The following is a 24,364-nucleotide window of genomic DNA, read 5'->3' on the forward strand; positions in this document are numbered from 1 at the left end:
TTCCTTTACGCCGCTGTCTGCTGGATGTTGCCGCCGAGGTACGCTTGGCGGATCCGCGGATCGGTCCGCACCTCGGCAGCCGGCCCCTCCATGAATTTGCGCCCCTGCTCCATCACCAGAGCGCGGTCCGAGATCAGGAGGGCGCCACGCACATTCTGCTCCACCACCAGAACCGTGACACCGGTCGTGGCGATACGCCGAACCGTGGCGAACACGTCGGCCTGCATTTTGGGCGACAGCCCCAGAGAGGGCTCGTCCAGCAACAGCAGGCTGGGTTCCAGAAGCAGCACCATCGCCATCTCGAGGACCTGCTGCTCGCCTCCCGACATGTTGCCGGCTTCGGTGCGCCGTTTCTCGCCCAAGAGCGGGAACAGCCCGGTCACGCGGTCGATTGCCGTCGCATGCCTCGCCGCAGGCAGGGTGTAGCATCCCATCTTGAGGTTCTCGCCGACGCTCATTGCCGGAAAATTGCAACGGCCTTGCGGTACGAAACCGATACCACGCTTGAGCCGCTCCCAGGGCGGCAGGTATTCGATCGCCTCGTCCTGGAACAGGATCTTGCCGGAGAAGAGCCGGTTGGTGCCGTAGATCGCCCGCAGGAGCGTGGACTTGCCGGCGCCGTTGCCGCCGATCAGGGTCGTGATGGTACCGGCTTCGAGGCGGGCGGAGAAATCGCGCACGATCGGATTGTTGCCGTAGCCCGCCGTGACCGAGGCTAGTTCGAGGGTGGGCAAATTCACGCCGCGCCTCTCATTTCTGCCTCGGCCATTTCCGGCGTCATGCCGAGATAGGCCTCCAGCACGCGCGGATCGGTGTGGATCTGGGCGGCGGTTCCTTCGGTGAGCTTGCGCCCCTGCTCCAGGACAATCACGTGATGGCAGAGGGTCGTGATGAATTCGACATTGTGCTCGACGATCAGGAAAGTCTCGCCCGCATGGTTGAGCTGCTGCAGCGCCACCTCTATTTCCCGGATACGGCTTGGATTGACGCCTGCCACCGGCTCGTCGAGCACGACGATCTTCGGTCGCGGCATCAGGGCGGCAGCGAGCGCCACCAGCTTCTTCTGGCCGTAGGAAAGGATGCCGGCCTCGGCGTCATAATAGCGTTGCAGGCCGACCAGCTCGGCCAGTTCGCGGGCGCGTCGCTCCGAGGCCTCGACCGCCTGCCGATAGCGCCGGGTCCGCATGAATTCGTCGATCCACGTGGCCGGATCGAACTGCTGCGCGGCGATGACAAGATTGTCGGCGAGCGACAGGCGCTCATAGACGCGTACGGTCTGGAAGGTCCGCATCAGTCCGGCGCGCGCGATGAGATGGGCGGCCCAGCCGGTGATGTCGGCGCCGGCGAGCGCCACCGTGCCGTCGTCCAGTTTCTGGAAACCCGAGATGCAATCGATCGCCGTGCTCTTGCCCGAGCCGTTGGGACCGATCAGGCCGGTGATGCTGCCGCCCTCGACCTCGAACGACACGCCGTCGAGGGCGTGGACGCCGGCATAGGCCTTGCGCAGCCCGGCGACCCTCAGGATCGCGCTCATCGCAGCGCCTCGCGCATGGCCGCGAGCTTGCGCTCGCGCAGCCAGCCGGCGACGCCCGCGGGCATGACGAACATCGCGACCACCAGGATCACGCCGTAGATGATCATGCGGAAGTCTTCTGAGAAGCGCAGCACCTCGGGCAGGGCCGAAAGCGCGATGCCGGCGGCAATCACGCCCCAGAAGCTGCCGGCGCCGCCGATGATCACGATGATCAGGAAGGTTTGCATGTAGTAGAAGTCGAGGAACGTCGGATCGATGATCCTGAGATTGAAACTGTAGACGCCGCCTGCGGCCCCGGTGATGGCCGCACTCAGGGCGAAGGCGGCGAGCTTGTAGGGCATGGGCGAAATGCCCTGGGCGCGCACGAGCGGCTCGTTCTGCTTGATCGCGACCAGGGTGCGGCCGATGCGCGAACTGCACAGCGCATAGAGGAACGCGACCGTCACCACCGCGAAGGCCCAGGCGATGAGGTAGAACTTCGCCGGCGTGTCGAACTGCTGCCCGAAGGCGCGGGGCGGCGGCAGGTTGGGAATGCCGAGAGGACCCCGCGTCAGGCCGACCCAGTCGCGTGCGATCAGAGTGACCAGCAGCGCAAAGGTGAGCGTCGAGATCACGAAGGCATGACGATTGGTGCGCAGCATCGGATAGCCGACCATGAGCGCGATGGTGCCGTTCAGCAATGCCGCCCCCAGCACGCCCGTCCAGAACGAACCGCCCAGGGTGACGACCGTAAGCGCTGCGGTGTAGCCGCCGATTCCCCAGAAGCCGAGCTGGGCGAATGAAAGCAGCCCGGCGAAGCCATAGACGAGATTGAGCGCCGATGCCGCCACCGTGAAGATCAGGGCCGAGATGCCCACGCCAATGATGTAGTTCGACGACGTGATGAAGGGCAGCGCAGCGAAGAGGAGCGCGGCGAGGAAGGCGAAGGAAAGCTTCATCCGACCCGCATGCCCCCGCGCTTGAACAGGCCGTCGGGCCGCAGCATCAGCACGACGATCATGATCACGAAGACCGCACCTTCCTGCCAGGCGGCGGCGAAGAAGCCGCCGATCCAGCTCTCGATCAAACCGAGCGCGACCGCGGCGGCGACGGCGCCGGGAATATTGCCGAGCCCGCCGATGATCACCAGCGCGAAGGCCTTGAAGATCAGGAACTGGCCCATATAGGGCGTAACGAGCTGAATCGGGGCCAGGGCCGCGCCGGCGAGGCCACAAAGTCCGGTGGCCAGGATCATTGCGTTGCGCGCGACCACGCGCGGCCGGATGCCGACCATCAGCGCCGCCTCGCGGTTCTGCGCGATGGCGCGCATGGCTCGGCCGAACTGGGTAAAGCCTAGCGTCAGATAGAGTCCGGCAAAGGCCGCGAGTGCCGCTGCCGCGCCGATAACCCGGGTCCAGGTGAGCCGAATGCTGCCGATCTCGACGCCGGCGAAGCCGTACTGCGTGTCGACCAGGCGTGGACTCGCGGTAAAGAAGTACTGCACCGTGTGGATCAGGATGATCGAGAGGCCGAGCGTGATCAGAATGCTGCGCTCGAATTCGTCAGGCCTGAGCCTTGCCAGCAGGATCTCGTAGATCAGGAGCCCGGCCAGCATTGCGGCGAAGATGGCGGCGGCGAGGGCAGGCCAATAGAGCAGACCCACCACCGGCAGCGCGAAGGTCATGGCGAAGGCACCCAGCATCAGGAGCTCGCCGTGGGCGAAGTTGATGATCTCCATGACGCCGAAGATCAGCGACAGGCCGACGGCGATCAGGGCATAGAGCAGCCCCAGCGCGATGCCGTTCAGCGTGAGCTGAAGAAGGTAGCCCGCGTCGATGGTCATTGTTGTCGCGACTTTGGCAATTCCCGGACCGAGTCGTTGACAGATAACCGAGAGTCCTGCGACCCTGCAACTATCGAAACGATGTACCGATATCCGGCACACCTGCCATGACGGCACCCAGGGCGGCGGGCCGGCGCGTGATCATGGCGCCGCGACCGCGGACGGCGCATGTCGAGCTGAAGAGGGGATCGCGCTCGCAGTCGCTCGAGCGCGGGCTCGACGTGCTGGAAACCATCGCAGCCGAAGGCGGCGAGGTAGGCGTGCGTGAGCTCGCGCGTCGCTGCGGGCTCGGCCCGACCATCGTACAGCGTCTCGTGGGCTCGCTGGCGAGCCGCGGCTACATCGAGAAGAACGACGACACATCGCGCTATCGCCTTGGTCATCGCACGCTGGCGCTGGGGGTGACGGGCGAGGGCGCGTTCGACTACGTCGTTGCCGCCCGCCGCGAGCTGGAGCGGTTGGCGCGCGAGCATCACCTGAACGGCTTCGTCTCGGTGCTGCGCGGCGGCCGCGCCATCTACCTGCTCGCCGTGCAGGCCGACGGTCCGGTCGCGATCAAGGTCAGTCCCGGCAGCGAGATGCCTTTGCACAGCACCGGCGCGGGCAAGGTGCTGCTCGCGTCGCTGAGCGACAGCGAGGCCCGCAAGGTTTTGGGCGCCCGCAAGCTCGCCGCCATCACGCCGCACACCATCACCGATCCGGCGGCGCTCGTCGCTCTGCTTCCCAAGGTGCGCCGGCAGGGCTTTGCCCTGGTCAACGAGGAGAACATTCCTGGCGTGCTCTCGGTCGGCGCGCCGATCCGCGACCGCACCGGGGCGGTGGTGGCGGCGCTGAGCGTGGCCTTTCCGAAATATCTTGATTCTGGCCTGACGCTTGCGAGCGTCGAGCCCTTGGTGACGGCATCGGCGCTGCGCATCTCGCGGCTGCTCGGCATGCCGGGCGCCATGCAAATGAATGGAACAACAGGGAGCGTGTGAGGAGGAGCATGATGAAGACGAAGACCTGGTTGGCGGCAGTAGCCGCCTCGGTGCTTGGTGTGGCGCCCGCGCTGGCGCAGCCGATCGTAATCGGCGTCTCGACGCCCAAGACGGGCCCGGCGGCAGTGGCGTCGGAATGGGAGATGTGGGGCGTCAATCTCGCGGTCGACGAGATCAATTCGGCGGGCGGCCTGCTCGGAGGCCGCAAGATCGAGCTAATGGTCCTCGACAACAAGTGCAACCCCTCCGAAGGCGTGAACGTCGCCAACAAGCTGGTCGAGGCCAAGGTGGTGGCGATCGAGGGCGCGCACTGCAGCTCCGTCCATCTCGCCAGCATGAAGATCGTCGCCGATGCCAAGATCCCGATGATCACCGGCATCGCATCGAACCCGCAGATCACGGAGTTGGCGGGGCCGGGCCGAAACGAGTACTCGTTCCGCATCAGCCCGTCCGACAGTGCCATGATGGATGCGCTCGGCATCTATCTCGGCCAGAAGAAGATGTTCAAGACGGTGTCGATCGTCGCCGAGGACACAGACTTCGGCCGCGGCGGCGCCGACGCCTTCAAGGCGGTGGCCGGCAAGGCGGGACTGAAGATCCTGTCGACAGATTATCCGCCGCAGAACACGCCGGATTTCACCAGCCTGCTCACGCGCCTGCAGCAGCTCCATCCCGACGCGATCGCCACTTTCCAGATCGGCGGCGACTCGATCAACTTCCTGCGCCAGGCGATGCAGCTCGGGGTCAAGATTCCCTATACCGGCCGCGTCGAACTGGGCGGTCGCAATCAGCCCATCATCGAGGCCGGCGGCATGGAGAACTCGATCAGCGCCTGGGTCTACAACGCCACGATCGAGGACCCGCAGAACAAGGCCTTCGTCCAGAAGATCGAGGCCAAGCACAAGTCCGAGCCCTACTTGCAGACCTGGGCGGGCTATCAGTCCATCCGCATCATCGCGCAGGCGATCAAGGACGCGAACAGCACCGAGGGTCCGAAGGTCATGGAGGCCATGCGCAAGGTGAAGATCGACAACCTGATGGGCAAGGTCGTGGGCTTCGACGACCATAATTCGATGGGCCACTATGTCGTGCTGCAGACGGTGAAGGACAGGAAGGTCGCCGTCGCCGAGCTGGTCAAGGTCGAATAGCGGTTCAGCGCGCCGTATTAGTGAGCGATCTTTGCGCTCGCCAAAGATCCCTCGCGGCGCCCGGGACAACACCAGGTAACCTGGCTACCTGAACAGATCCATCTGCTTCGGCCGCACGAGCTCCGCGGCATTGCCGTCGCGGATGGCCGGGCCGAGGCCGCGCACGATCACGACCGGTCGACCCTCGGCTGCCTGTCCCATGAGGAGCGACGCCGCGGCTGCGATTTCATCGGCATGGCCGATCTCGGTGACGCGCAGGATACGGCCGTTCATGTCGGGCTGGCCGCGCATGTCGATCAGCCCCGGGATGCCGGCCGCGCCGATCGCGGCGCCAACCGTGCCCATGCGCCAGGCGCGGCCCCAGGAATCGTTGATGACTACGCCCACCTCGACGCCCGCAAGCTCCTTCAACCGCGCCCGCAGGCGGCGCGCCGAGCCGTCCGGATCGGCCGGCAGCAGCAGCACCTGATCAGGATCGTCGACATTGGAGGCATCGACGCCGGCATTGGCCATCACGAATCCCAGCCGGTGCTGAACGATCATCACGCCGCGCACGGCCCGGACGATTTCGGTCGATTCGCGCAGGATCAGCTCGACCAGGCGCGGATCCTTGTCGACTTTCCTGCCGAGCTCCGCGGCGCGGGCCGACGGCGTCACATCCGAGAGGCGGAACAGGCGGCCTTCCGACTTGGAGACGATCTTCTGTGCCAGGACCACGACATCGTGGTCCCTGAGGCCCGCGGGTGCGATCAGGGAGGCGAGATCGTCGCCCGGCTTGATGCGCGGCAAGCCGGCAGGGGCAATCAATTCAAGGCGCTGGGCGTTAATCGAAAAACTCCGTCGCGGGAAAGAGGCCGGTAGTGATAAGCCTTTTCTCCGTCTTTGATCAAAGGGGCCGATCATGCTCAGGCTAGGCTACAAGGCATCTGCCGAACAATTCGCGCCGAAAGAGCTGCTCGACTTCGCCTGCGAGGCCGAGCGGACCGGCTTCGATTCGGTGTTCATCAGCGATCATTTCCAGCCGTGGCGCCACGAAGGCGGCCATGCTCCGCACTCCGTTACCTGGATGGGCGCGCTGGGTGCGCGCACCAGCCGGATCGCGATCGGCACGAGCGTGCTCACGCCGACCTACCGCTATCACCCGTCCATCGTGGCGCAGTCCTTCGCGACGCTGGGTTGCCTCTTCCCCGGTCGCGTCATCCTGGGGGTCGGCACCGGCGAGTCGCTGAACGAGGTGCCGGCGACCGGCCAGCCCTGGCCCGAGTTCAAGGAGCGCTATGCGCGGCTGCGCGAGTCGATCGTTCTGATGCGCAAGCTCTGGAGCGAGGAGCACGTCACGTTCGAGGGCGAATTCTACAAGACACATGACGCCACGATCTACGACCGGCCAGCCGAACTCATTCCCATCTACGTGGCGGCCGGCGGGCCGCAGGTCGCGAAATATGCCGGCCGCAGCGGCGACGGCTTTATCTGCACCAGTGGCAAGGGCACGGAACTCTACCGCGACAAGCTGATCCCCGGTGTCGTCGAGGGCATGAAGGCCGCCGGCAAACCCCCTGGCTCGGTCGACTACATGATCGAGATGAAGGTGTCGTTCGACACCGACCTCGCTCGCGCCAGGGAAGACACGCGCTTCTGGTCGGCGCTGGCTCTCTCGGCCGACGAGAAGACCTCGGTGCACAACCCGACTGAAATGGCGCGTCTTGCCGATGCACTTCCGATCGACCGGATCGCCAGCCGCTGGATCGTGTCGACCGATCCGGACGAGCACGTCGAGCGTATCGCGCCTTACGTGCAGCTCGGCTTCAATCACCTGGTGTTCCACGCGCCAGGCCCCGATCAGGCCCGCTTCCTGTCGCTTTATGCCAAGGAGGTGTTGCCGCGGTTGAGGAAAAATTTCGGTTAGTGATTGGACCGCGAGCACTCCGCTCGCTCATGCTCTCGAGCGGCCGCGACGATCGCGGTCTGGAAGATCACCGTGCAGCGACCGGCTGCCGTGGCTTGGGCAGCACGCGGCGCTTGTCGCCTTCCGTCGCCGTGCCGGCCCAGCGGCTCGCGACTTCGAGCGTGATCGGCGCCAGAGGAGCCGCGGCATGGGCAGCCGCGCGCCGATCGGCGGCGGCGTCGCCATAGAGCGTGGTACGGACGCGCACCGTGCGACCGAGATCGGCAATCAGTCGCTCCATCGCCTCGGGCGGGAGCTCCTCACCATGCTCGGCGCCGGCGGCACGGGTGATCGATTCGTTCATCAGCGTGCCGCCGAGATCGTTGGCACCGGCCTGAAGGCAAAGCTTGGCGCCCTCGACGCCCATCTTCACCCACGAGGTCTGGATGTTCCTGAAATGGGGATGCAGCGCGAGCCGGCCGATCGCGTGCATCAGCACAGCTTCGCGGAAGGTCGGGCCCAGGCGCGCCTGACCCTTGAGCGCGATCGGCGCCTCGGCGGCAACGAAAGGCAGCGGCACGAGCTCGGTGAAGCCGCCGGTCTCCTTCTGGAGGTTGCGCAGACGCAGCAAATGGCGCGCCCAATGGATCGGCCGGTCGACATGGCCGAACATGATGGTGGCAGTCGAGCGAAGGCCCACCTTGTGCGCGGCCCGCATGATGTCGAGCCACTGATCGGTCGAAACCTTGTCGGGGCAAAGGACGTCGCGCACTTCGTCGTCCAGCACTTCGGCCGCCGTGCCTGGCAGGCTGCCGAGGCCCGCGTCGCGCAGCTCGGCGAGGAAATCGGGAATCGACCGGCCGAGCGTCGTCGCGCCATGCCAGACCTCGAGCGGCGAGAAGGCATGAACATGCATGCCGGGAATCCGCTCGCGCACGGCATGGCACACATCGAGATAATGCTGACCGCTATAGTCGGGGTGGATACCGCCCTGCATGCACACTTCGGTGGCACCGCGCTCCCAGGCCTCGGCTGCACGCCGCACGATCTCCTGCACCGTAAGGTCGTATGGCGAACCGCGCAGGTTGGCCGCAAGCTTGCCCTTGGAGAAGGCGCAGAAGCCGCAGCGGAAGTAGCAGATGTTTGTGTAGTTGATATTGCGCACCACGGCGTACGAGACCGTGTCGCCCACCACGTCGCGTCGCACCGCATCCGCTGCCTGCGCCACCGCGGCGAAATCGGAGCCGCGCGCCACGAACAATCGCACGATGTCGTCTTCGCCGAGATCCGCGCCACGTGTCGCCCGATCGAGGATCGGCGCGAGGCTGGCACCCGGCCGTACCGCCGGCTGCGCGAGCGTCGCGATATCGCCTTCCGGCAGCGCCATGACGAGGCCGGGCCGCCAGTCATTGTCGCGCCTGAGCCCGCTCGCCTCGCTCATCGCCAGCACGCGCGGGCGCAGCGCGGAATCGATCCACGCCTTGTCATGCACGTAGCGGGGATAGACGGCGAGCCGCTCGGTCAACACTTTGCCGTGCTTCGCACTCTCCGTCGCGAGCCCGGCGAGCGCGGGCCACGGCCGCTCGGGATTGACGTGATCCGGCGTCACCGGAGACACGCCGCCCCAGTCGTCGATGCCCGCCTCGATCAAGCGCCCGTAGCCCGGTTCCTGCAGGTTGGGCGGCGCCTGGACCGAAAGCGTATCGCCGAAGATCAGGCGCGCCACGGCCACAGTCCACAAAAGCTCCTCGAACGAAGGCTCGGGCGCGTCCGCCATGCGCGTGTTCGGCTTGGCGCGAAAATTCTGGATGATGATTTCCTGCAGGTGCCCGTGGGCGCGATGGAGGTCGCGCAGCGCCAGCAGCGCCTCGATCCGCTCCGCGCGCGTCTCGCCAATGCCGATCAGAATGCCTGACGTGAAGGGCACTCCTGCCTCACCGGCGGCCCTGATCGTGGCGAGCCGTGCCGCCGGTATCTTGTCGGGCGCGCCAAAGTGCGGGCCGCCTCGCTCTCCCAGCCGTTCGGCCATCGTCTCGAGCATGATGCCCATCGAGACCGAGACGCGCCGCAGCTTGGCAAGATCGGTCGCGGTCATCAGGCCGGGATTGAGATGCGGCAGCAATCCGGTTTCCCTGAAGACCCGCTCGGCCATCGCGGCGAGGTAATCGAGCGTCGTGACGTGGCCCAGCGTGGCGAGAGCCTCGGCGGCGGGCTTCCACTTCAGCTCCGGCTTGTCGCCCAGAGTGAAGAGCGCCTCGGCGCAGCCGGCCGCTCGGCCTGCATGCGCGATCTCCAAGACCTGCTCGGGTGACAGATAAGCCGCTTCGCCGCGCCGCGGCGGATGCACGAAGGTGCAATAACCGCAGGTGTCGCGGCAGAGATGCGTGAGCGGAATGAAGACCTTCCTGGAGAAGGTCACGCGCTCGCCGAAAGTGGCATCGCGGAGCGCCGCCGCCCTCTCCATCAGGGCTGGCAAATCGGCCGTTTCGGCGAGGATGCTTTCGACTTCAGGCGACATGGCGGAACACATGGTACGCGGCGTGGTCGGAGACAAGCTGGGCGAGATCGGCCGGCGTGTCGATGTCGCGTGCAAGGCCGGGCCGGCGGACAAAAACCGGCTCGATGCCGACGGCCCGGGCCCGTTCGGCGTGCAGGGCGGCGCTGGGGCGGTGCGTGGCGAAGGTGAACTCGAGCACCGTCGGTGGCCGCAACAGGAGCGCGTTGGTGCCGCCGTCCTTGGCCTCGGCGATGACGACGGCGCTTTCACGCCCGGCCTCGATCAACGCGGCGATGTCAGCCGAATCAAGATAGGGCAGATCAGCCATCACCAGCAGCAACTCGGTGGCGCCTTCCGCCTCGACGGCGCGTGCCGCCGTGGTCACATCGCGGTTGAGGTCGCTGTCGTTGCCCGCGCCGCTTGCGACGCGAATCGACGACAGTCCGGCCTGCCGCAGCGTCACCAGCACGTGATCCAGCATCTTCTGTGCAAGCGCACGCCGGCCGGATGCATCGAGGACCGGCGCAAGGCGGCCCTTGGCAAGCGGCAGGGACTTCATCGGAACGACGACAACAGGCATGGGCTACGAGTGTTGCAGACGGCAGGCGAGGGCGTCCACGAATTCGAGGGTGGCGGCGGCAAGTCGCCGCTTGTCCTCGTCGGTCTGCATCATTGTGTCGACCACGTGCACCTTGGTGCCGAGGCGTTCGATCGCGGCTTTCAGTTCGGAATCCGCCTGATCGAGCACGAATCCGTCGATCAGGCCCCCGTAGTAACGCGCCACCCCCAGGGCGGAAACATCGTGGCCGAGCTCGGCCAGCATCTTTGCCGCAGGCCCCTTGATGGCCCGTCCGCCCACGATCGGAGTCACGGCCACCCGGGGTGCCCTCGTCCGATCCAGAGCCGCACGCACGCCCGGGAGGGCGAGGATGGGGGCAACGCTCAGGAACGGGTTCGACGGGCCGAAAATCACACCCCGCAGCCCCATCATGTCGAGAAGGACAGGGTTGGCGCGGGCCACGTCCGCGCCCTCGAAGCGCACCTCGCGGACAGCAGGCTCGCAGCGCCGGGCCACGAACCAGTCCTGGAAGGCAAGCTCGCCCTGATCGGTGGTGACGACCGTGTGCACCCGGTCGTCGGTCATCGGAACGATCGCGCAGCGCACGCCCAGACGCTCGGCGAGGGTGCGAGTAACGGTGAGGAGCGTCTCGCCGGCGCGCAGGCGGCGCGTGCGCTCGATGTGCGTGGCGAGATCCTTGTCGCCCAGGCGAAACCAGGTCTCCCCGCCCAGTTGCTCGAGCGCGGCCATCGCGTTCCAGCTTTCGTCCCGCCGGCCCCAGCCGGTTTCCGGGTTGGCGACGCCCGCCAGGCTGTACATGACCGTGTCGAGATCGGGCGAGATGGAAAGCCCCAGATGCTCGAAGTCGTCGGCCGTGTTCACCGCCACGGTCAGCGCCTCGGCCGGCAGCACGGTGCTGAGGCCGAGCGCAAGCTTGGCACCTCCCACGCCGCCGGCGAGCGCGAGTATTCCGCGGTCATTTTGAGCCATGGCGCAACTTAGCGCGAAAGATCGAGATGTTTGCGGAAAAGCATGCGCTTCTGCAGGAGCTGTTCGCGCAGCGATGTCTCGACCGGTACCAAGGTCGCACTGGCGCTCGACGAAGCCAGCAGTGGCCCGCCGATGCTTTGCCGCGCCAGACGTGCAGCACCCAGCGCCGGACCAGCTTGCGCTTCGGCTTGGATACGCAGCGGAATGCCGAGCGCCGCCGCCACGAGGCTCGCCCATAGCGCACTGCGTGCGCCGCCGCCGGTCAAGCTGACCTCGCCAATGGGCGCGCCGCTCTCGATGAGCGCCCCGTGCCCATCCGCCACAGCGAGCGCCACGCCTTCCATCACCGCTTGTACCAATGCCAGCGGACCGGTCTGGTGCGTCAGGCCGGAGAAAGTCGCAGTCAAGGTGGGATCGTCATGTGGCGTACGCTCACCGCCCAGATAAGGCGTGAAGACAGGTGTTTCGGCCGGCATCATTTTCGCCGCTTCCACTTCGGCCATCAGTCCGGCGAGATCGGGTGCGCGCAGCAGGCTTCCGACCCAGGCAAGCGATGCTCCGGCGCTCAGGACAACCGCATGCTGGCAAAACAGGCCAGCCACGGCATGGCGATGCGTATGCATTCCGGCGGATGTCGCCGGAATGAAGCGATCGTTGGCGACAAAATAGACACCCGACGTGCCAAGACCGATATAGGCATCACCGGGATGGACCGCGCCAACGCCGATCCCGGCACACATATTGTCTCCGCCGCCACCCGCCAGAGGCGTCCCCTTCGGGAGATGCCAGCGGGCCGCCAAGTGGGGGCGCACGATGCCCGCGGTCTCGGCGCTATCGACAAGCCGCGGCAGCATCGCGCGGCCGATGCCGCAGGCGGCAAGGAGGCCGTCGAGCCAATCGCCGGCGCGCGTGTCCATCAGAAGGGTTGCCGAGGAATCGGCACGGTCGCTCGCAGCCTCGCCCGTAAGGCGCAGCCGGATATAGTCCTTGGTAAGCAACACTTGCCGGGCGCGCGCCAGGCTGGCCGGCTCGTGCCGGGCGAGCCACAGGATTTTTGGGGCAGAGAAGCCCGGCATCGCGCGGCAGCCAACGCGCTCGGCGAAATCAGGAAAGCGCTGCTCCAATTCGGCGCCTTCGGCCGTCGCGCGGCCATCGTTCCAGAGCAGGGCCGGACGGAGAGGCCGGTCTGCCCCGTCGAGGAGAGTGACGCCGAGCATCTGGCCCGAAAGCCCGACCGCCCTCACGGCAGCCATGGCTTCCGGCGAACGGGCGGCCAACGAGTCGAGTGCTTCCTCGACCGCCCGCCACCAGTCCTCGGGCGCCTGCTCGGCCCAGAGCGGCCGCGGACGCGAAACCGAGAGTGGCGCCGCAGTCTGCGCGACCGGCTGGTCGCGCTCGTCCATCACGATCGCTTTGACCCCGGAGGTGCCGATATCGATGCCGAGGTACATCAGCCGTCGCGCAGAATGCCGAGCGCTGCCCGTGCGGCCGCTTCGTCGCAAACGAGCACCGAGCAAAGCCGCGCGCGCAGGACGCCGGCCAGGATGGCCGACTTGTTGAGGCCGCCCGAGGCGACGATCGTCATCGAGACCCGGCGCAGCATCTCGATCGGCATCGCGATCACGCGCTTGTTGACCCCGTGCCGCACCGGCTGGCCGCGGGCGTCGAGGAAAGTCCCCATGATGTCGCCGACGGCGCCCGAGTCGCGCAGCGAATCGACGGTCACGTCGCGCGGCAGCCCATAGCGGATCAGAAGCGAGCGGCGGCTGAGATCGCCGACGCTCATCAGCGCCGCGTCGATGGCCGAAAGTCGCTGCAATGCTTCACGGAACACGTCCTGCTCCAGGATCGTGTCGCGCGAGCGCGCGCTGCCGGCATAGATCGGCGCCGCGAGATAGTTGCATTGGGCGTTCACGCGCCGCGCGAATTCGCTCGCGATCTCGAAGGTGTTGAGCTCCGATCCGTAGGTGAGCCCGCCCATCATGGAGTTGATGCTGAGGTCTGGCAGGTTGGCGCTGTGCAGATGCCGGACCGTCTCGCGCAGCGTGGCGCCCCAGCCGATGCCCAGGGCGCGGACCCGGTTCTCGCCCAGATGGCGCGCGATATAATCGGCCGTCGCCCGGCCCAGCACCGCCGAGATCTGATCGGGATCGGCCGGCGTCGGAACGATGACGGCATCCTTCAGGGCGGCCTCGGCGACCAGCGCCCGCTCGAGCGCCACGCAGCCGGAAAGCCGGGAATTCACCTGGATGTTGACCAGGCCGCCTTGGCGCGCTTCTCCCAGCAGGCGGTTGACCCTGAGGCGGGTGATGCCGAGCTTGGCTGCGATATCGGCCTGGGTAAGACCTTCCATGAAATACAGCCAGGCCACGCGCACCCGGAGCTGCTCGTCGTCGTCCGTCATGAGGTCCGTCATACCCTTAAAACATTTGTATCGTACTATATACAAATGTTCTGACAGTTGATATTCGTTGACCCGTGAACCAGCAGGACTTCGAGCTCAGAAAGGCTGTCGCCGCCGCCGATACGACGCGCGACGTCGTCATTGCCGCTGATGGTCTCGGTGCGGTGCCCGCGGTGCTGGCTCGGGCGGCACCTGCCCGGACCTGCGCGATCGTGGCCGATGACAATACCTGGCGCGCGGCCGGCGCGCGGCTGGCCGAGGTACTGGCATCCGCCGGGACAGGCACGGCGTCACCGATCGTGCTGGCCGGGCGTCCACGCGTGAAGCCCGACGCCGAAACATCGCACGGCCTTGCCATGCGGCTGAGCGCCGACGGGTTGCTGCCGATCGCGGTCGGATCGGGTGTGATCAACGACCTTGTGAAGCACGCGGCGGAGGAGGCCGGAACCGCCTACGTCTGCGTGCCCACCGCCGCTTCGATGGATGGCTACGCGGCGTCGGGTGCGGCGCTGCGTGAAGGAGGGTTCAAGCGCACCCTTGCCTGTGCCGCGCCAGTAGCGATCGTGGCCGACCTCGAAGTGATCGCGAATTCGCCCGCGACCATGGCCGCCTGGGGTTATGGCGACCTTGTCGGCAAGTTGGTCGCGGGTGCCGACTGGATCGTTGCCGATGCGCTGGGGGAGGAGGCATTGAATGCCGGTCCTTTTGCCATGGTGCAGGACAATCTGGCGAGCTGGCTCGGCGATCCGGCCGGTATTCGCGCCCGCGACCGTGCCGCCCTCGATGGATTGATGCGCGGCCTTGTGATGTCGGGGCTCGCCATGCAAGCCCACGGCAACTCACGTCCGGCGAGCGGCAGCGACCATCAGTTCGCCCATCTCTGGGAAATGGAAGAGGTCACTGTCGACGGCGAGCCCGTGTCGCACGGCGCCTGTGTCGGCATCGGTTGTCTTTCGATGCTGGCAGCCTATGAATGGCTGCAGCGCCAGGCCGTCGAGTCCATCAAACCGGCAAGCCTTGCTGCCCGATCGGCATCGCTGTCGGCGCTGCGGGCCGAGGTCGAGGCAGCCTTTCCGCTTTCCTTCATGGCCGCCAATGCGGTCGCGGAAACGGCAGCGAAGGCGGCGTCGCCGGCCCAGGTCGAGCAACGCCTGCGTGCCCTCCGCGACAACTGGCCCGATATTCTCGGTTACCTGCGCGGCCGGCTGCCCAAGGCTGCGGCGGTGCGGCAGTGGCTCGAGATGGTCGGCGGTCCCTCACAGTCGGCCGCCATCGGTGTGTCACCGCAGAAGCATGCGCTGGACTATGCCCGCGCGCGCATGATCCGGCGCCGCTTCACCGGCCTCGACGTGCTGCACGACCTCGGTTGGCTCGATCGGGCCGTCGGCGATCTGTTTGCCGCCGGCGGTTTCTGGGGGCCGGCGCGCGCCGCCGCCTGATCTCAGCGTTCACTACAGGGAGGAAGACATGAATCTGACCAAGAGGTCGTTGTTCACCGGATTGCTCGCTGCGGGCGTCGCCGGCGAATTGGGCTCGCCCGCGATTGCCCAGCAGCGCGTCGAGATCCAGTTCTGGCATGCCATGGGCGGCGTGCTGGGCGAGCGGGTCGGCGAGATCGTCAAACGATTCAACGATTCGCAGACCAAATACACCGTGGTCGCGACCAACAAGGGCAACTACGACGAGGTGATCAACGCCACCGTCGCGGCCTATCGGGCGAAGAAGGCGCCGCAGATCGCGCAAATCTACGAACGTGGTTTCATGGCGATGCTGCTTTCCGGCGCCATCGTACCGGTGCAGGAGCTGATGACCGAGAAGAAGAAGCAGGTCGATTTCTCCGACTTCATCAAGCCGGTGGCGAGCTATTACCAGTACAAGGGCAAGTTGATGAGCATGCCCTTCAACTCCTCCACGCCGATCCTGTTCTACAACAAGGAGCAGTTCGAGAAGGCCGGCTTCGCGGCGCCGGCGGACACATGGGGCGAGTTCGAGAAGCAGCTCTACGCGATCAAGAGCAAGGGCGCCGCCGAATGCGGGTCTTCGCTCGCCGGCGACTACTTCTGGAGCCTGCTCGAGAACTACAGCACCGTGAACGACCAGCCGTGGGGCACGAAATCCAACGGCTACGACGGTCTCGACACCGAGTTCGTGTACAACAAGACCCGCGTGGTGCAGCAGGCGGCCCGGCTGCAGAAGTGGGTCAACGACGGCATCATGCAGATCGCGGGCCAGGGTCTCAGTCCCGAGCAGCTGTTCACCTCCGGCAAGTGCGCAACCTACTTCGCGTCGACCGCGGCGCACGGCGGGATCGAGCGCGACCCGAAGATCAAGTGGAGCGCCACCTATCTGCCGCACGAGGCGGACCTCACGGCGCGCAACAGCAGCATCGGCGGGGCGACGCTCTGGGTGATGAAGGGCCACAAGCCGGAGGAGTATGACGGCGTTGCCGACTTCCTCGAATTCCTGGCCAAGCCCGACCTGCAGGTGTGGTGGCACAAGGCCACCGGCTACGTGCCGATCTCCAGGACGGCCTATCAGATGGCGAAGTCGGAAGGCTACTACAAGGATCATCCGACTCGTGAAATCGCCATCCTTCAGCTCAACCGCGGGACGCCTACGCCCAATTCGCAGGGTTTTCACTTCGGCAACTACACCCAGGCAACGTTCGCGTTGCGCGAGGAGATGGAATCGGTGTTCGCGAACAAGAAGACACCGCAACAGGGCCTTGACGATGCGGTGCGTCGTGGCAATGAGCTGCTGCGCCAGTTCGAGAAGCTGAATGCGGGCAAGTACTAGCCTTTCTCCCGCGATGCCGGGGCCGGTCATGGCCGTGCCCCGGCGACGCGCGTCTGCGTCGGCCGGCGGCACGCAGGGGCTGAAGCGCGCCCACTACCGTGAGGCGCGCCTGCCACTCCTGTTGCTGCTGCCGCAACTGCTGGTACTGCTGCTCTTTTTCTTCGTTCCGGCGCTGCGCGCGCTGTCACAGTCCTTCGTTCTCACCGATCCGTTCGGCAACAGTGTCCAGTTCGTCTGGCTCGACAATTTCCGCAGTCTGCTGGCGAGCCCGGAATATCGGGCATCGGTCGGCGTCACCATCCGGTTCACGCTGGCGCAGAACGCCCTGACGATCGCGGTCGCGCTGGTGCTCGCGTTTGCGACCGATCGCGTCCTGCGCGGCCGAGGTCTCTATCGCAGCGTCATCCTGCTGCCTTACGCTATCGCGCCGGTCATCGCGGGCATCCTCTGGGCCTTCCTGTTCAACACCGCAGTCGGCCCGCTTTCCTTCGTCCTTCACGGTCTGGGTATCGACTGGGATCCCAATCGCAATGGCGTCGACGCCTTCCTGCTGGTGACCTTCGCCGCCTCGTGGAAGCATATCTGCTACAACTACATCTTCCTGATCGCCGCCCTCCTGTCCGTGCCTCCATCGTTGCTCGAAGCCGCAGCCGTCGACGGTGCCGGCCCGATGCTGCGCTTTGTCCGCATCTCGCTGCCGATGATCGGTCCGACGATTTTCTTCCTCGTGGTGATGAACTTCGTCTATGGCTTCTTCGAGACCTTCGCGATCGTCGACGCCGTGACCCACGGCGGTCCAGGCGGCGCCACGATGATCCTCGTCTACAAGGTCTATGTCGACGGCTTCGTGCACATCGACCTCGGGTCGTCGGCGGCGCAGTCCGTGCTGATGATGATCTTCGCGCTGGTGCTCACCGTACTGCAGTTCCGCTATGTCGAGCGGAACGTGAACTACGACGTCTGACATGGTCGAGCGCACGCGCGGCATGGATATCGCGTGCCACGGGATCCTGATCCTGGGCGGTCTGCTGGTCTGCCTGCCGATCTATTTTGCCTTCGTCGTCGGCTCGCACACGGTGAGCGACGTGCTCGCGGTCCCGCCGCCCTGGCTGCCCGGGCGGGCGTTTTTCGCCAACGCGGCGACGGCCTGGGAGAAGGGCAATCTCGGTCGGCTGTTCGTCAATTCCTTCATCGTCGCGGTTGGCATCGCAGCGGGCAAGATCGCCGTCTCGCTGCTCTCGGCCTTTGCGATCGCCTATTTCCGGTTCCGCTACCGCATGCTCGCCTTCTGGCTGATCTTCGTGTCGCTGATGCTGCCGGTCGAGGTGCGCATCCTGCCGACCTATGAAGCGGTGGCCAATGTCGCGCTGCCGCTGCAATGGCTGATCGATGTTCTGGACGCGGGTCGCTGGCTCCGCGCGCTCACCGGCCGGCAGGTCGAGATCGCGCTCGATTGGAACATGATGAACAGTTACGGCGGGCTGATCCTGCCGTTGATCGCCTCGGCCACGGCGACGTTCCTGTTCCGGCAGTTCTTTCTCTCCGTCCCGGACGAGCTCGCCGAGGCCGCGCGCATCGACGGCGCCTCGCCGTTGCGCTTCTTCTGGAGCGTGCTGCTGCCGCTCTCGCTGTCGAACATCGTGGCGCTCGGCATCATCCTTTTCCTGTACGGCTGGAACCAGTACCTGTGGCCGCTGTTGTTCACCACCGACAAGAACATGGCGACCGCCGTCATCGGGCTGAAGAATCTTATCCCGCAATCCGATACCGAGCCTGCCTGGAACGTCGCCATGAATGCGGCGCTGCTCGTCATGCTGCCGCCGGTGATGGTGGTCGTCGCGCTGCAACGCTGGCTGGTCAAGGGTATGGTCGATGCCGGGAAGTGAAGATACGGGCGCGCCAAACGGCCGCGTGATGATCGTCGGCCATCGCGGCGCGCGCAATCTCTGGCCGGAGAACAGTCTCGACGGTTTCCGGCGTGCGAGAGCACTCGGTATCGAGGCGGTGGAATTCGACGTTCACCCGGCGCGCGACGGCGAGCTTGTCGTGATCCACGATCCGACGCTCGAGCGGACCACCCACGGGACAGGGGCAGTCGTCGATCTGACGGCCGCCGAGCTCGCGGCGACGAAGCTGCGCGACGGCGGCGGCGAAGGCGTGCCGCAACTCGCATCCGTGCTGGACGTCTTCGCCGGCTCGGGCATGGAGTTGCAGATCGAGATCAAGACCGATGTGCAGGGGCGGCCCTACCGCGGATTGATGCAACGCCTGCTCGATCTTCTTGCCCGGCACCGGATACAGCACGACGTCGTCCTGACCTGCTTCGTGCCACAAGTTCTCGACGACGTGCGACGGCTGTCGCCGGAGCAGCGCGTCCTCGCTTCGCTCGATCGCCGCTCGGCGGAGATGATGGGCGGGCTGGCTCCCGCCCTCGACCGGATGACCGCGATCGAGGGTTGTATGGTCGCCGTCGAGAAGGGGTTGCTGGCGGAAGGTTTCGATCTCTGTCTGCAGCGTCTCGGTCCGGATCGGCTCGGAGTCTGGGTCCCCAATGAAGTGGCAGACCTCTCTGCATGGCTGTCGCGGCCGTTGCGCCAGATCACGACCGATCGCCCCGATATCGCTCTGCAACAGCGAAACAAGGCGCCGCCCTCACTACACAGCGATTGAATCGATGGTCGGCCGCCACTAGGCTCCCCTGCCGAAGCAGGCATTCGGGGAGGGAAAGATGAGGCTACTTGCTGCGATCAGCGTCGCTGTGTGCGCGCTCGCATGGACGGGGGTGGCGTCTGCCCAGGCCAAGCTCTGCGCCAGTCCGCGCCAAATGGAGGGCTTCAAGACCTGCGCCGACGTCGCCAAGGCCGAGGCCGAAGGGACCTTCGTCCTCTATTCGACCGATCCCGACGCTGGCCAGGCCAAGCTGCTCGCGGCCTTCAACAAGGCGTTTCCCAAGATCAAGACCAACTATGTCCGCCTGCAGGCGGGCGCCCTCTATGCCAAGCTGTTGTCCGAGCGACAGGCCAAGTCCTATCTGGTGGACGTGATCCAGCTCTCCGACATGGGCATGATCCTCGACTTCCAGAAGCGCAACGGCTTCACGCAGTACATCTCGCCGGAGATGGTCGCCTTCAAGAAGGAGTACAAGAGCACGCCGGAGGGCTACTGGACCTGGGGCTCGGTCATCATGGCCGGTCTTGCCACCAATCCAAATAACGTCCCGGCTGCCGACGCGCCGAAGAAGTGGGAGGACCTACTCGATCCCAAGTGGAAGGACGGCATCAGCGTCAAGGTGTCGAACTCGGGATTGCAGCATGGCGTCTGGTACGTACTGAAGCCGATCCTGGGCGACGACTACTTCAAGAAATTCGCCGAACAGAAGCCTCGCGCCTTCGATTCCTATGTCCAGCAGTACGGTCGGCTGGTCGACGGACAGGACAAGGTCATCATGGGCGCGCAATATTCCGGCTATCTCGAGTTCAAGGCCAAGGGCGCGCCACTTGCCTTCGTCTTCCCGGAGACCGGCGTGCCCACGGTGCCGGAAACCTACGGTATCGTTGCCGATGGTCCGCATCCCAACGCCGCCCAGCTTTTCATGGACTGGTTCCTGTCGCCGATCGGGCAGAAGGCTCTGTCCGATGCGCTCCTGCTGCATTCGCCGCGCGATGACGTACCGCCGCCGTCCGGCGGCGTGCCGCTCAAGGAGATGAAGCTTCTCGTCCCCGCCGATTGGTCGGCGTTCGAGAAGGATCGTCCGTCCTTTGCGCGGCAATGGGATCGCATCGTCGGCGCTCGCCACTGAGCGGACATTGACGGCGATCTCCGACGCGGGCGTGTCCGCAAGACTGGCGCGCCCACGACGCGACTGGCAGCCGGCCGTGACCGCCGCGGTGCTCCTGGCGGTAAGCTTCCTCGTTCTGTTGCCGCTGGTCTTTCTGGTCGAGGAGTCGCTCAACACCGGCGATGCGCTGGCGTTCCCGCCCGCGGAATACGGAATCTCGAACTACATCGAGATGTTCCAGGAGGACCTGGACATCCTCACCAACACGGCGAGCATCGCGGTGATGGCGACCGTGATGGCGATCCTGATCGGCTTCACGCTGGCCTGGATCCTGACGCGCACCAACGTGCCTGGCCGCGACACGCTCGAACGGCTGCTGGAGCTGCCCTATTACATGACGCCGCTGGTAGGTGCGCTCGCATGGGCCGTTCTGGCGGCGCCCAAGAGCGGCTTCTTCAACCAGCTTTGGCACTACGTCGGCGGCGCGGGCGACATCGTCGACGTCTATTCCATGTTCGGCATCGCCTGGATCATGGCGCTGTTCGAAGGAACGGTGGCGTTCGTCATGATCTCCGCCTCGATGAAGTCGATGGATCCCGCCCTCGAGGAATCGGCGCGCGTCATGGGCGCAAGCAAGCTGCGTACCGCGCTTACCGTCACCCTGCCGCTCGTCATGCCGGGCGTGCTGGGAGCTACGCTGTTCGTGTTTGCAGAGATGCTGGGCTCGTTCGCGGCTGCGCTGGTGATCGGGATTCCGGCACGTATCTACGTGATCACGACCTCGATCTGGGATTCCACGCTCTCCTATCCGCCCGACTACGGGCGCGCCGCCGCGATGGGTCTCGCCCTGTTCGTCGTGATGTTCGGCATGCTCACCTTCTATCGCTGGATGGTGAACCGCGGCAGCTTCGCGACCATCACCGGCAAGGCCTTCCGGCCGCGCGCAATGGATATGGGGCGTCTGGCGTGGTTGCTGCTGGGCGTCTGTTGCCTCTACATCTTCCTCGCCGTCGTGCTGCCGATCGGGGCGTTGATCCTGACATCGCTGCAGCGATTCGCCACCGTGATCCTTGGTCAGGCCGAATTCACGCTCGGCAACTACCGCATGGCATTGGGGCTCGGTCCTGTGCGAACGGCGCTGTCCAACAGCCTGATGCTGGGCTTTGGCGTCGCGACGGTCGGCGTGCTGATCATGGCGCTGATCGTCTGGATCATCTACCGATCGCACCTCAAGGGCCGGGGCGCGATCGAGTATCTGGTCATGTTCCCGCAGGCGGTTCCCCGCATGGTGTTCGGCCTCGCCCTGTTGTGGGCCTGGCTCAACATTCCCATCCCGATCTACGGCACGCTGTGGCTGCTGGCGCTCGGCTATTTCACGGTGATGCTGCCGCTCGGCGTGCGTACCCTGGCGGGCGTGGTGCTGCAGATCGACAAGAGCCTCGAGGAATGCGCCCGCGTCTGTGGCGCAAGCTGGGGCTACCAGTTGCGCACCGTGACCTTGCCGTTGTTGCGGCCCGGCCTCCTCGCGGCATGGCTGCTGATCTTCATGGCTTGCGTGCGCGAGCTCGGAGCCTCGGTTTTCCTGATGGGCCCCAGCGCCAAGGTGATCGCGCCGTCGATCGTCTCGGCCTTCGCCTCGAGCGGCACCGAGCTCACGGCGGCGATGGCGCTGATCCAGACGGCGAGCGTGGTCGTGGCGCTCGTCATCCTGTTCCGCCTGACGCGCGGCATGACCAAGGAAATGACGTGACCCGGATCGAACTCGAGGACCTCGTCATCCGCTACGGCGACACGACGGCGGTGAACGGCGTGAGTTTCACGGTCGGTCGTGGCGAGCACCTGACGCTGCTCGGTCCGTCGGGCTGCGGCAAGACCACGACGCTCCGCGCCATCGCCGGGCTGGAGCAGCCCACCAGCGGCAGCATCCGCATCGACGGCCAGCCCATGTTCGACGCGGCAGCGCGCAAGAACGTGCCGGCGGAGCAGCGCGGGGTTTCCATGGTGTTCCAGTCCTACGCCGTTTGGCCGCATATGAGCGTGTTCGACAACGTCGCCTACGGCCTCAAGGTGCGCAAGCAGAGCAGGGCCGACGTCGCGGCCAATGTCGACCGCGCGCTTGGCCTCGTCCAGATGAAGCATCTCGCCGATCGCGCCGCCTCAAAGCTGTCCGGCGGCCAGCAGCAGCGCGTCGCGCTCGCCCGTGCCATCGCCTTCTCGCCCACGGTCGTGCTGTTCGACGAGCCGCTCTCCAACCTCGATGCCAAGCTGCGTGCCGAAATGCGCGTGGAACTGCGCGACCTGCAGCGCCGACTCGACATTACCTCGGTCTACGTGACACATGACCAGGAAGAGGCGCTGGCGATTTCCGACCGCGTGATCGTGATGAACGTGGGCTCGGTCGAGCAGATCGGCACGCCGGAGGAGATCTACAACAGACCATTGAGCCGCTTCGTCGCCGACTTCGTCGGGTCGGCCAACATCCTGACGGGACGGCTGACCGGAACCGACACATTCGAGGCCGAAGGTGGGGCGCAGCTGCGCATCAACGGCGCCACGGCGGCGCGCGACGGCGTCGGGGAGGTGGCCGTCCGCACCGCCTACATCGATCTCGTGGCCAGGCCTGGCGACAACCAGCTCCTCGGGACCGTGCGCCAGCGCATGTTCCATGGCGACTTCGTGCAGTACATCGTCGAATGCGCTTGCGGCCGCCTGATCGTCCGCCGTCCACCGACCAATCTCCTGGAAGAGGGCGCGCCGGTGACGTTGTCCTTCTCGCCCGATCACACTGTCCTCCTGCGCGGACAGGGGGCATGAGTCTCTCGAACGGTGCGGCGCCGGGTACGATCACGCGCTGCATCAGCTGGTGTCTGTCGGGATCGATCACGGCGCGGTGGTGATGTAGCCGCCGAGCTTCTTGCCTCGAAGCGTCATCGGTTCCTCCGCTGGCCATTTGAACGCGTCGTCGGCACCTCAAATGCCAAGCGCGACGGCAAGGCGGCGAAACGCCGTCTCGCTTCCCGGCAGGCCAAAGCGCAGCCACTGCGGCTCGTGCGAGAAGGCGCGGACGTGGATGCCGTGACGGCCAAGCCGTTCTACGATCTCGGCCGACTCCTCGTGTTGTGTCAGGCGGAAGAGCGGCGTGCCACCCAGATGCGTGACGCCGGCTTGCGCAAGCATCGCGTCGAGCCGCACGCCGTCACGGTTCAATCGAGCTGCGGTCGTGCGAAACCAGGCCGCGTCGCCGAGTGCGGCTTTGCCGATCGCGAGCGCCGGGCCCGAGACGGCCCACGGCCCGAGCTCCTCGCGCAGCCGCGCGGCGACGTCGGGTTGAGCGATGGCGAAGCCCAACCGCAGGCCCGCCAAGCCGTAGGTCTTGCCGAACGAGCGCAGGACGATGGCGTTGTGCGGAAGATCTCCGGCGAGGCTGGCAGACGCCGGCAGGAAGTCGACGAAGGCTTCGTCGACCACCAGCGTCGCCTTGCATAGGCGCAGCTGCGCCGTGGTCAGGAGTCGGCCGGTGGGATTATCGGGATTGACGACGACCGCGACGTCACGATCGCTCGCTTCACCGAACCGTTCGACCACCGTCACTTCGTGCCCGTGCCGGCGCCAGGAAACCTCGTGTTCCTCGTAGGTCGGACCGACGATGCCAACCCGCGATTTGGCCACGAGTCTCGGCAGGAGCTGGATCAACGCCTGCGTGCCGGGCGCGGCGACGATCATCGCCGGATCGCGCAAGCCAAACCGTTGCGCTGCAACGGCGCAAAGTGCCTCGTCATCGGCGCGGCCGGGCAGCCGTGACCAGGTTTCGGCGGCGGCCGCGATTGGGTAGGCAATCGGATTGATTCCCGTCGAGAGGTCGAGCCATGGCTCGGGCGCCTGCGGAAAGCGGCGGCGAATGGCGCCGAGATCGCCCCCATGCATCACCGTCGTCGCCGCGTGTTTCATCGCCGCCATCGCCATGATAGGCACAA

22 protein-coding genes are annotated in these 24,364 nt (G+C 65.9%); 11 read left to right on the forward strand and 11 right to left on the reverse strand.

Features of this window, described 5'->3' with window-relative positions:
* Window positions 1-5 precede the first annotated feature (5 nt).
* The 4 genes from VH499_RS06305 to VH499_RS06320 are packed head-to-tail and all read right to left on the reverse strand — an operon-like array spanning window position 6 to window position 3,356.
* Window positions 6-740 carry an ABC transporter ATP-binding protein gene (locus VH499_RS06305; protein WP_332051848.1) on the reverse strand — a complete coding sequence of 245 codons (735 nt, stop codon included), beginning with the start codon at window positions 738-740 and terminating at the stop codon, window positions 6-8.
* The gene (locus VH499_RS06310) at window positions 737-1,534 is read right to left on the reverse strand and encodes an ABC transporter ATP-binding protein (RefSeq protein WP_332051849.1); all 798 of its coding nucleotides are present in this window, start codon (window positions 1,532-1,534) and stop codon (window positions 737-739) included. The genes VH499_RS06305 and VH499_RS06310 overlap by 4 nt, the downstream gene beginning before the upstream one ends.
* Window positions 1,531-2,472, reverse strand: coding sequence for a branched-chain amino acid ABC transporter permease (locus VH499_RS06315; protein ID WP_332051850.1), 942 nt, complete (start codon window positions 2,470-2,472; stop codon window positions 1,531-1,533). The genes VH499_RS06310 and VH499_RS06315 overlap by 4 nt, the downstream gene beginning before the upstream one ends.
* Window positions 2,469-3,356 carry a branched-chain amino acid ABC transporter permease gene (locus tag VH499_RS06320; protein ID WP_332051851.1) on the reverse strand — a complete coding sequence of 296 codons (888 nt, stop codon included), beginning with the start codon at window positions 3,354-3,356 and terminating at the stop codon, window positions 2,469-2,471. Before VH499_RS06320 ends, VH499_RS06315 begins: the two co-directional genes overlap by 4 nt.
* A gap of 107 nt (window positions 3,357-3,463) precedes the next feature.
* On the opposite strand from VH499_RS06320, the gene VH499_RS06325 reads away from it, so the two are divergent.
* Window positions 3,464-4,333 (forward strand): IclR family transcriptional regulator, encoded by an 870-nt coding sequence (locus tag VH499_RS06325; protein WP_332051852.1) that lies wholly within the window; start codon window positions 3,464-3,466, stop codon window positions 4,331-4,333.
* Between the two features lie 11 nt (window positions 4,334-4,344).
* The gene (locus tag VH499_RS06330; RefSeq protein ID WP_332051853.1) at window positions 4,345-5,481 is read left to right on the forward strand and encodes an ABC transporter substrate-binding protein; all 1,137 of its coding nucleotides are present in this window, start codon (window positions 4,345-4,347) and stop codon (window positions 5,479-5,481) included.
* An 84-nt stretch (window positions 5,482-5,565) separates the two neighbouring features.
* Here VH499_RS06330 and cofE read toward each other — a convergent pair whose 3' ends face one another.
* Entirely contained in the window at window positions 5,566-6,309 is a 744-nt protein-coding gene (cofE, locus tag VH499_RS06335) for a coenzyme F420-0:L-glutamate ligase (protein WP_332051880.1), read from the reverse strand.
* Between the two features lie 73 nt (window positions 6,310-6,382).
* Here cofE and fgd point away from each other — a divergent pair, with 73 nt between their 5' ends.
* The gene (fgd, locus tag VH499_RS06340; protein ID WP_332051854.1) at window positions 6,383-7,387 is read left to right on the forward strand and encodes a glucose-6-phosphate dehydrogenase (coenzyme-F420); all 1,005 of its coding nucleotides are present in this window, start codon (window positions 6,383-6,385) and stop codon (window positions 7,385-7,387) included.
* A 67-nt stretch (window positions 7,388-7,454) separates the two neighbouring features.
* On the opposite strand, the gene cofH is transcribed toward fgd, so the two are convergent.
* From cofH to VH499_RS06365, 5 genes are read right to left on the reverse strand one after another with little or no spacing between them, the layout of a single operon-like run.
* Window positions 7,455-9,884: a 5-amino-6-(D-ribitylamino)uracil--L-tyrosine 4-hydroxyphenyl transferase CofH gene (cofH, locus tag VH499_RS06345; protein WP_332051855.1), complete on the reverse strand. Its 2,430-nt coding sequence runs from the start codon at window positions 9,882-9,884 to the stop codon at window positions 7,455-7,457.
* The gene (cofC, locus tag VH499_RS06350) at window positions 9,874-10,443 is read right to left on the reverse strand and encodes a 2-phospho-L-lactate guanylyltransferase (protein ID WP_332051856.1); all 570 of its coding nucleotides are present in this window, start codon (window positions 10,441-10,443) and stop codon (window positions 9,874-9,876) included. The genes cofH and cofC overlap by 11 nt, the downstream gene beginning before the upstream one ends.
* Window positions 10,444-10,446: 3 nt before the next feature.
* Window positions 10,447-11,412 carry a 2-phospho-L-lactate transferase gene (gene cofD / locus VH499_RS06355; protein WP_332051857.1) on the reverse strand — a complete coding sequence of 322 codons (966 nt, stop codon included), beginning with the start codon at window positions 11,410-11,412 and terminating at the stop codon, window positions 10,447-10,449.
* An 8-nt stretch (window positions 11,413-11,420) separates the two neighbouring features.
* The gene (gene xylB, locus VH499_RS06360; RefSeq protein ID WP_332051858.1) at window positions 11,421-12,863 is read right to left on the reverse strand and encodes a xylulokinase; all 1,443 of its coding nucleotides are present in this window, start codon (window positions 12,861-12,863) and stop codon (window positions 11,421-11,423) included.
* Window positions 12,863-13,816, reverse strand: a complete 954-nt coding sequence (locus VH499_RS06365; protein ID WP_332051859.1) for a sugar-binding transcriptional regulator — start codon at window positions 13,814-13,816, stop codon at window positions 12,863-12,865. Before VH499_RS06365 ends, xylB begins: the two co-directional genes overlap by 1 nt.
* 74 nt (window positions 13,817-13,890) lie before the next feature.
* On the opposite strand from VH499_RS06365, the gene VH499_RS06370 reads away from it, so the two are divergent.
* The 8 genes from VH499_RS06370 to VH499_RS06405 are packed head-to-tail and all read left to right on the forward strand — an operon-like array spanning window position 13,891 to window position 23,204.
* Window positions 13,891-15,255, forward strand: a complete 1,365-nt coding sequence (locus tag VH499_RS06370; RefSeq protein WP_332051860.1) for a sn-glycerol-1-phosphate dehydrogenase — start codon at window positions 13,891-13,893, stop codon at window positions 15,253-15,255.
* A gap of 28 nt (window positions 15,256-15,283) precedes the next feature.
* Entirely contained in the window at window positions 15,284-16,612 is a 1,329-nt protein-coding gene (locus VH499_RS06375; RefSeq protein WP_332051861.1) for an extracellular solute-binding protein, read from the forward strand.
* Window positions 16,613-16,640: 28 nt separating this feature from the next.
* Window positions 16,641-17,576: an ABC transporter permease subunit gene (locus VH499_RS06380; protein WP_332051862.1), complete on the forward strand. Its 936-nt coding sequence runs from the start codon at window positions 16,641-16,643 to the stop codon at window positions 17,574-17,576.
* A gap of 1 nt (window position 17,577) precedes the next feature.
* Window positions 17,578-18,498 carry an ABC transporter permease subunit gene (locus VH499_RS06385; RefSeq protein ID WP_332051863.1) on the forward strand — a complete coding sequence of 307 codons (921 nt, stop codon included), beginning with the start codon at window positions 17,578-17,580 and terminating at the stop codon, window positions 18,496-18,498.
* On the forward strand, window positions 18,485-19,282 hold the full coding sequence (locus VH499_RS06390; protein ID WP_332051864.1) for a glycerophosphodiester phosphodiesterase family protein: 798 nt from the start codon (window positions 18,485-18,487) through the stop codon (window positions 19,280-19,282). Before VH499_RS06385 ends, VH499_RS06390 begins: the two co-directional genes overlap by 14 nt.
* A 58-nt stretch (window positions 19,283-19,340) precedes the next feature.
* The gene (locus VH499_RS06395) at window positions 19,341-20,411 is read left to right on the forward strand and encodes an ABC transporter substrate-binding protein (RefSeq protein ID WP_332051865.1); all 1,071 of its coding nucleotides are present in this window, start codon (window positions 19,341-19,343) and stop codon (window positions 20,409-20,411) included.
* Between the two features lie 31 nt (window positions 20,412-20,442).
* Window positions 20,443-22,140: an iron ABC transporter permease gene (locus VH499_RS06400; protein WP_332051866.1), complete on the forward strand. Its 1,698-nt coding sequence runs from the start codon at window positions 20,443-20,445 to the stop codon at window positions 22,138-22,140.
* A complete protein-coding gene (locus VH499_RS06405) occupies window positions 22,137-23,204 on the forward strand; it encodes an ABC transporter ATP-binding protein (protein WP_332051867.1) in 1,068 nt (355 codons plus the stop codon). The genes VH499_RS06400 and VH499_RS06405 overlap by 4 nt, the downstream gene beginning before the upstream one ends.
* A 156-nt stretch (window positions 23,205-23,360) precedes the next feature.
* On the opposite strand, the gene cobD is transcribed toward VH499_RS06405, so the two are convergent.
* Window positions 23,361-24,338, reverse strand: coding sequence for a threonine-phosphate decarboxylase CobD (gene cobD / locus VH499_RS06410; protein ID WP_332051868.1), 978 nt, complete (start codon window positions 24,336-24,338; stop codon window positions 23,361-23,363).
* Window positions 24,339-24,364 lie beyond the last annotated feature (26 nt).

Source organism: Reyranella sp. (assembly GCF_036558665.1).
Taxonomy (GTDB): domain Bacteria; phylum Pseudomonadota; class Alphaproteobacteria; order Reyranellales; family Reyranellaceae; genus Reyranella.

Bases quoted from the DNA above. Each gene is read 5' to 3' on its own strand.
- VH499_RS06310 (WP_332051849.1), bottom strand. From the start codon at position 1,534: ATGAGCGCGATCCTGAGGGTCGCCGGGCTGCGCAAGGCCTATGCCGGC.
- VH499_RS06315 (WP_332051850.1), bottom strand. From the start codon at position 2,472: ATGAAGCTTTCCTTCGCCTTCCTCGCCGCGCTCCTCTTCGCTGCGCTG.
- VH499_RS06320 (WP_332051851.1), bottom strand. From the start codon at position 3,356: ATGACCATCGACGCGGGCTACCTTCTTCAGCTCACGCTGAACGGCATC.
- VH499_RS06325 (WP_332051852.1), top strand. From the start codon at position 3,464: ATGACGGCACCCAGGGCGGCGGGCCGGCGCGTGATCATGGCGCCGCGA.
- VH499_RS06330 (WP_332051853.1), top strand. From the start codon at position 4,345: ATGAAGACGAAGACCTGGTTGGCGGCAGTAGCCGCCTCGGTGCTTGGT.
- fgd (WP_332051854.1), top strand. From the start codon at position 6,383: ATGCTCAGGCTAGGCTACAAGGCATCTGCCGAACAATTCGCGCCGAAA.
- cofH (WP_332051855.1), bottom strand. From the start codon at position 9,884: ATGTCGCCTGAAGTCGAAAGCATCCTCGCCGAAACGGCCGATTTGCCA.
- cofC (WP_332051856.1), bottom strand. From the start codon at position 10,443: ATGCCTGTTGTCGTCGTTCCGATGAAGTCCCTGCCGCTTGCCAAGGGC.
- cofD (WP_332051857.1), bottom strand. From the start codon at position 11,412: ATGGCTCAAAATGACCGCGGAATACTCGCGCTCGCCGGCGGCGTGGGA.
- xylB (WP_332051858.1), bottom strand. From the start codon at position 12,863: ATGTACCTCGGCATCGATATCGGCACCTCCGGGGTCAAAGCGATCGTG.
- VH499_RS06365 (WP_332051859.1), bottom strand. From the start codon at position 13,816: ATGACGGACGACGACGAGCAGCTCCGGGTGCGCGTGGCCTGGCTGTAT.
- VH499_RS06375 (WP_332051861.1), top strand. From the start codon at position 15,284: ATGAATCTGACCAAGAGGTCGTTGTTCACCGGATTGCTCGCTGCGGGC.
- VH499_RS06380 (WP_332051862.1), top strand. From the start codon at position 16,641: ATGGCCGTGCCCCGGCGACGCGCGTCTGCGTCGGCCGGCGGCACGCAG.
- VH499_RS06385 (WP_332051863.1), top strand. From the start codon at position 17,578: ATGGTCGAGCGCACGCGCGGCATGGATATCGCGTGCCACGGGATCCTG.
- VH499_RS06390 (WP_332051864.1), top strand. From the start codon at position 18,485: ATGCCGGGAAGTGAAGATACGGGCGCGCCAAACGGCCGCGTGATGATC.
- VH499_RS06395 (WP_332051865.1), top strand. From the start codon at position 19,341: ATGAGGCTACTTGCTGCGATCAGCGTCGCTGTGTGCGCGCTCGCATGG.
- cobD (WP_332051868.1), bottom strand. From the start codon at position 24,338: ATGAAACACGCGGCGACGACGGTGATGCATGGGGGCGATCTCGGCGCC.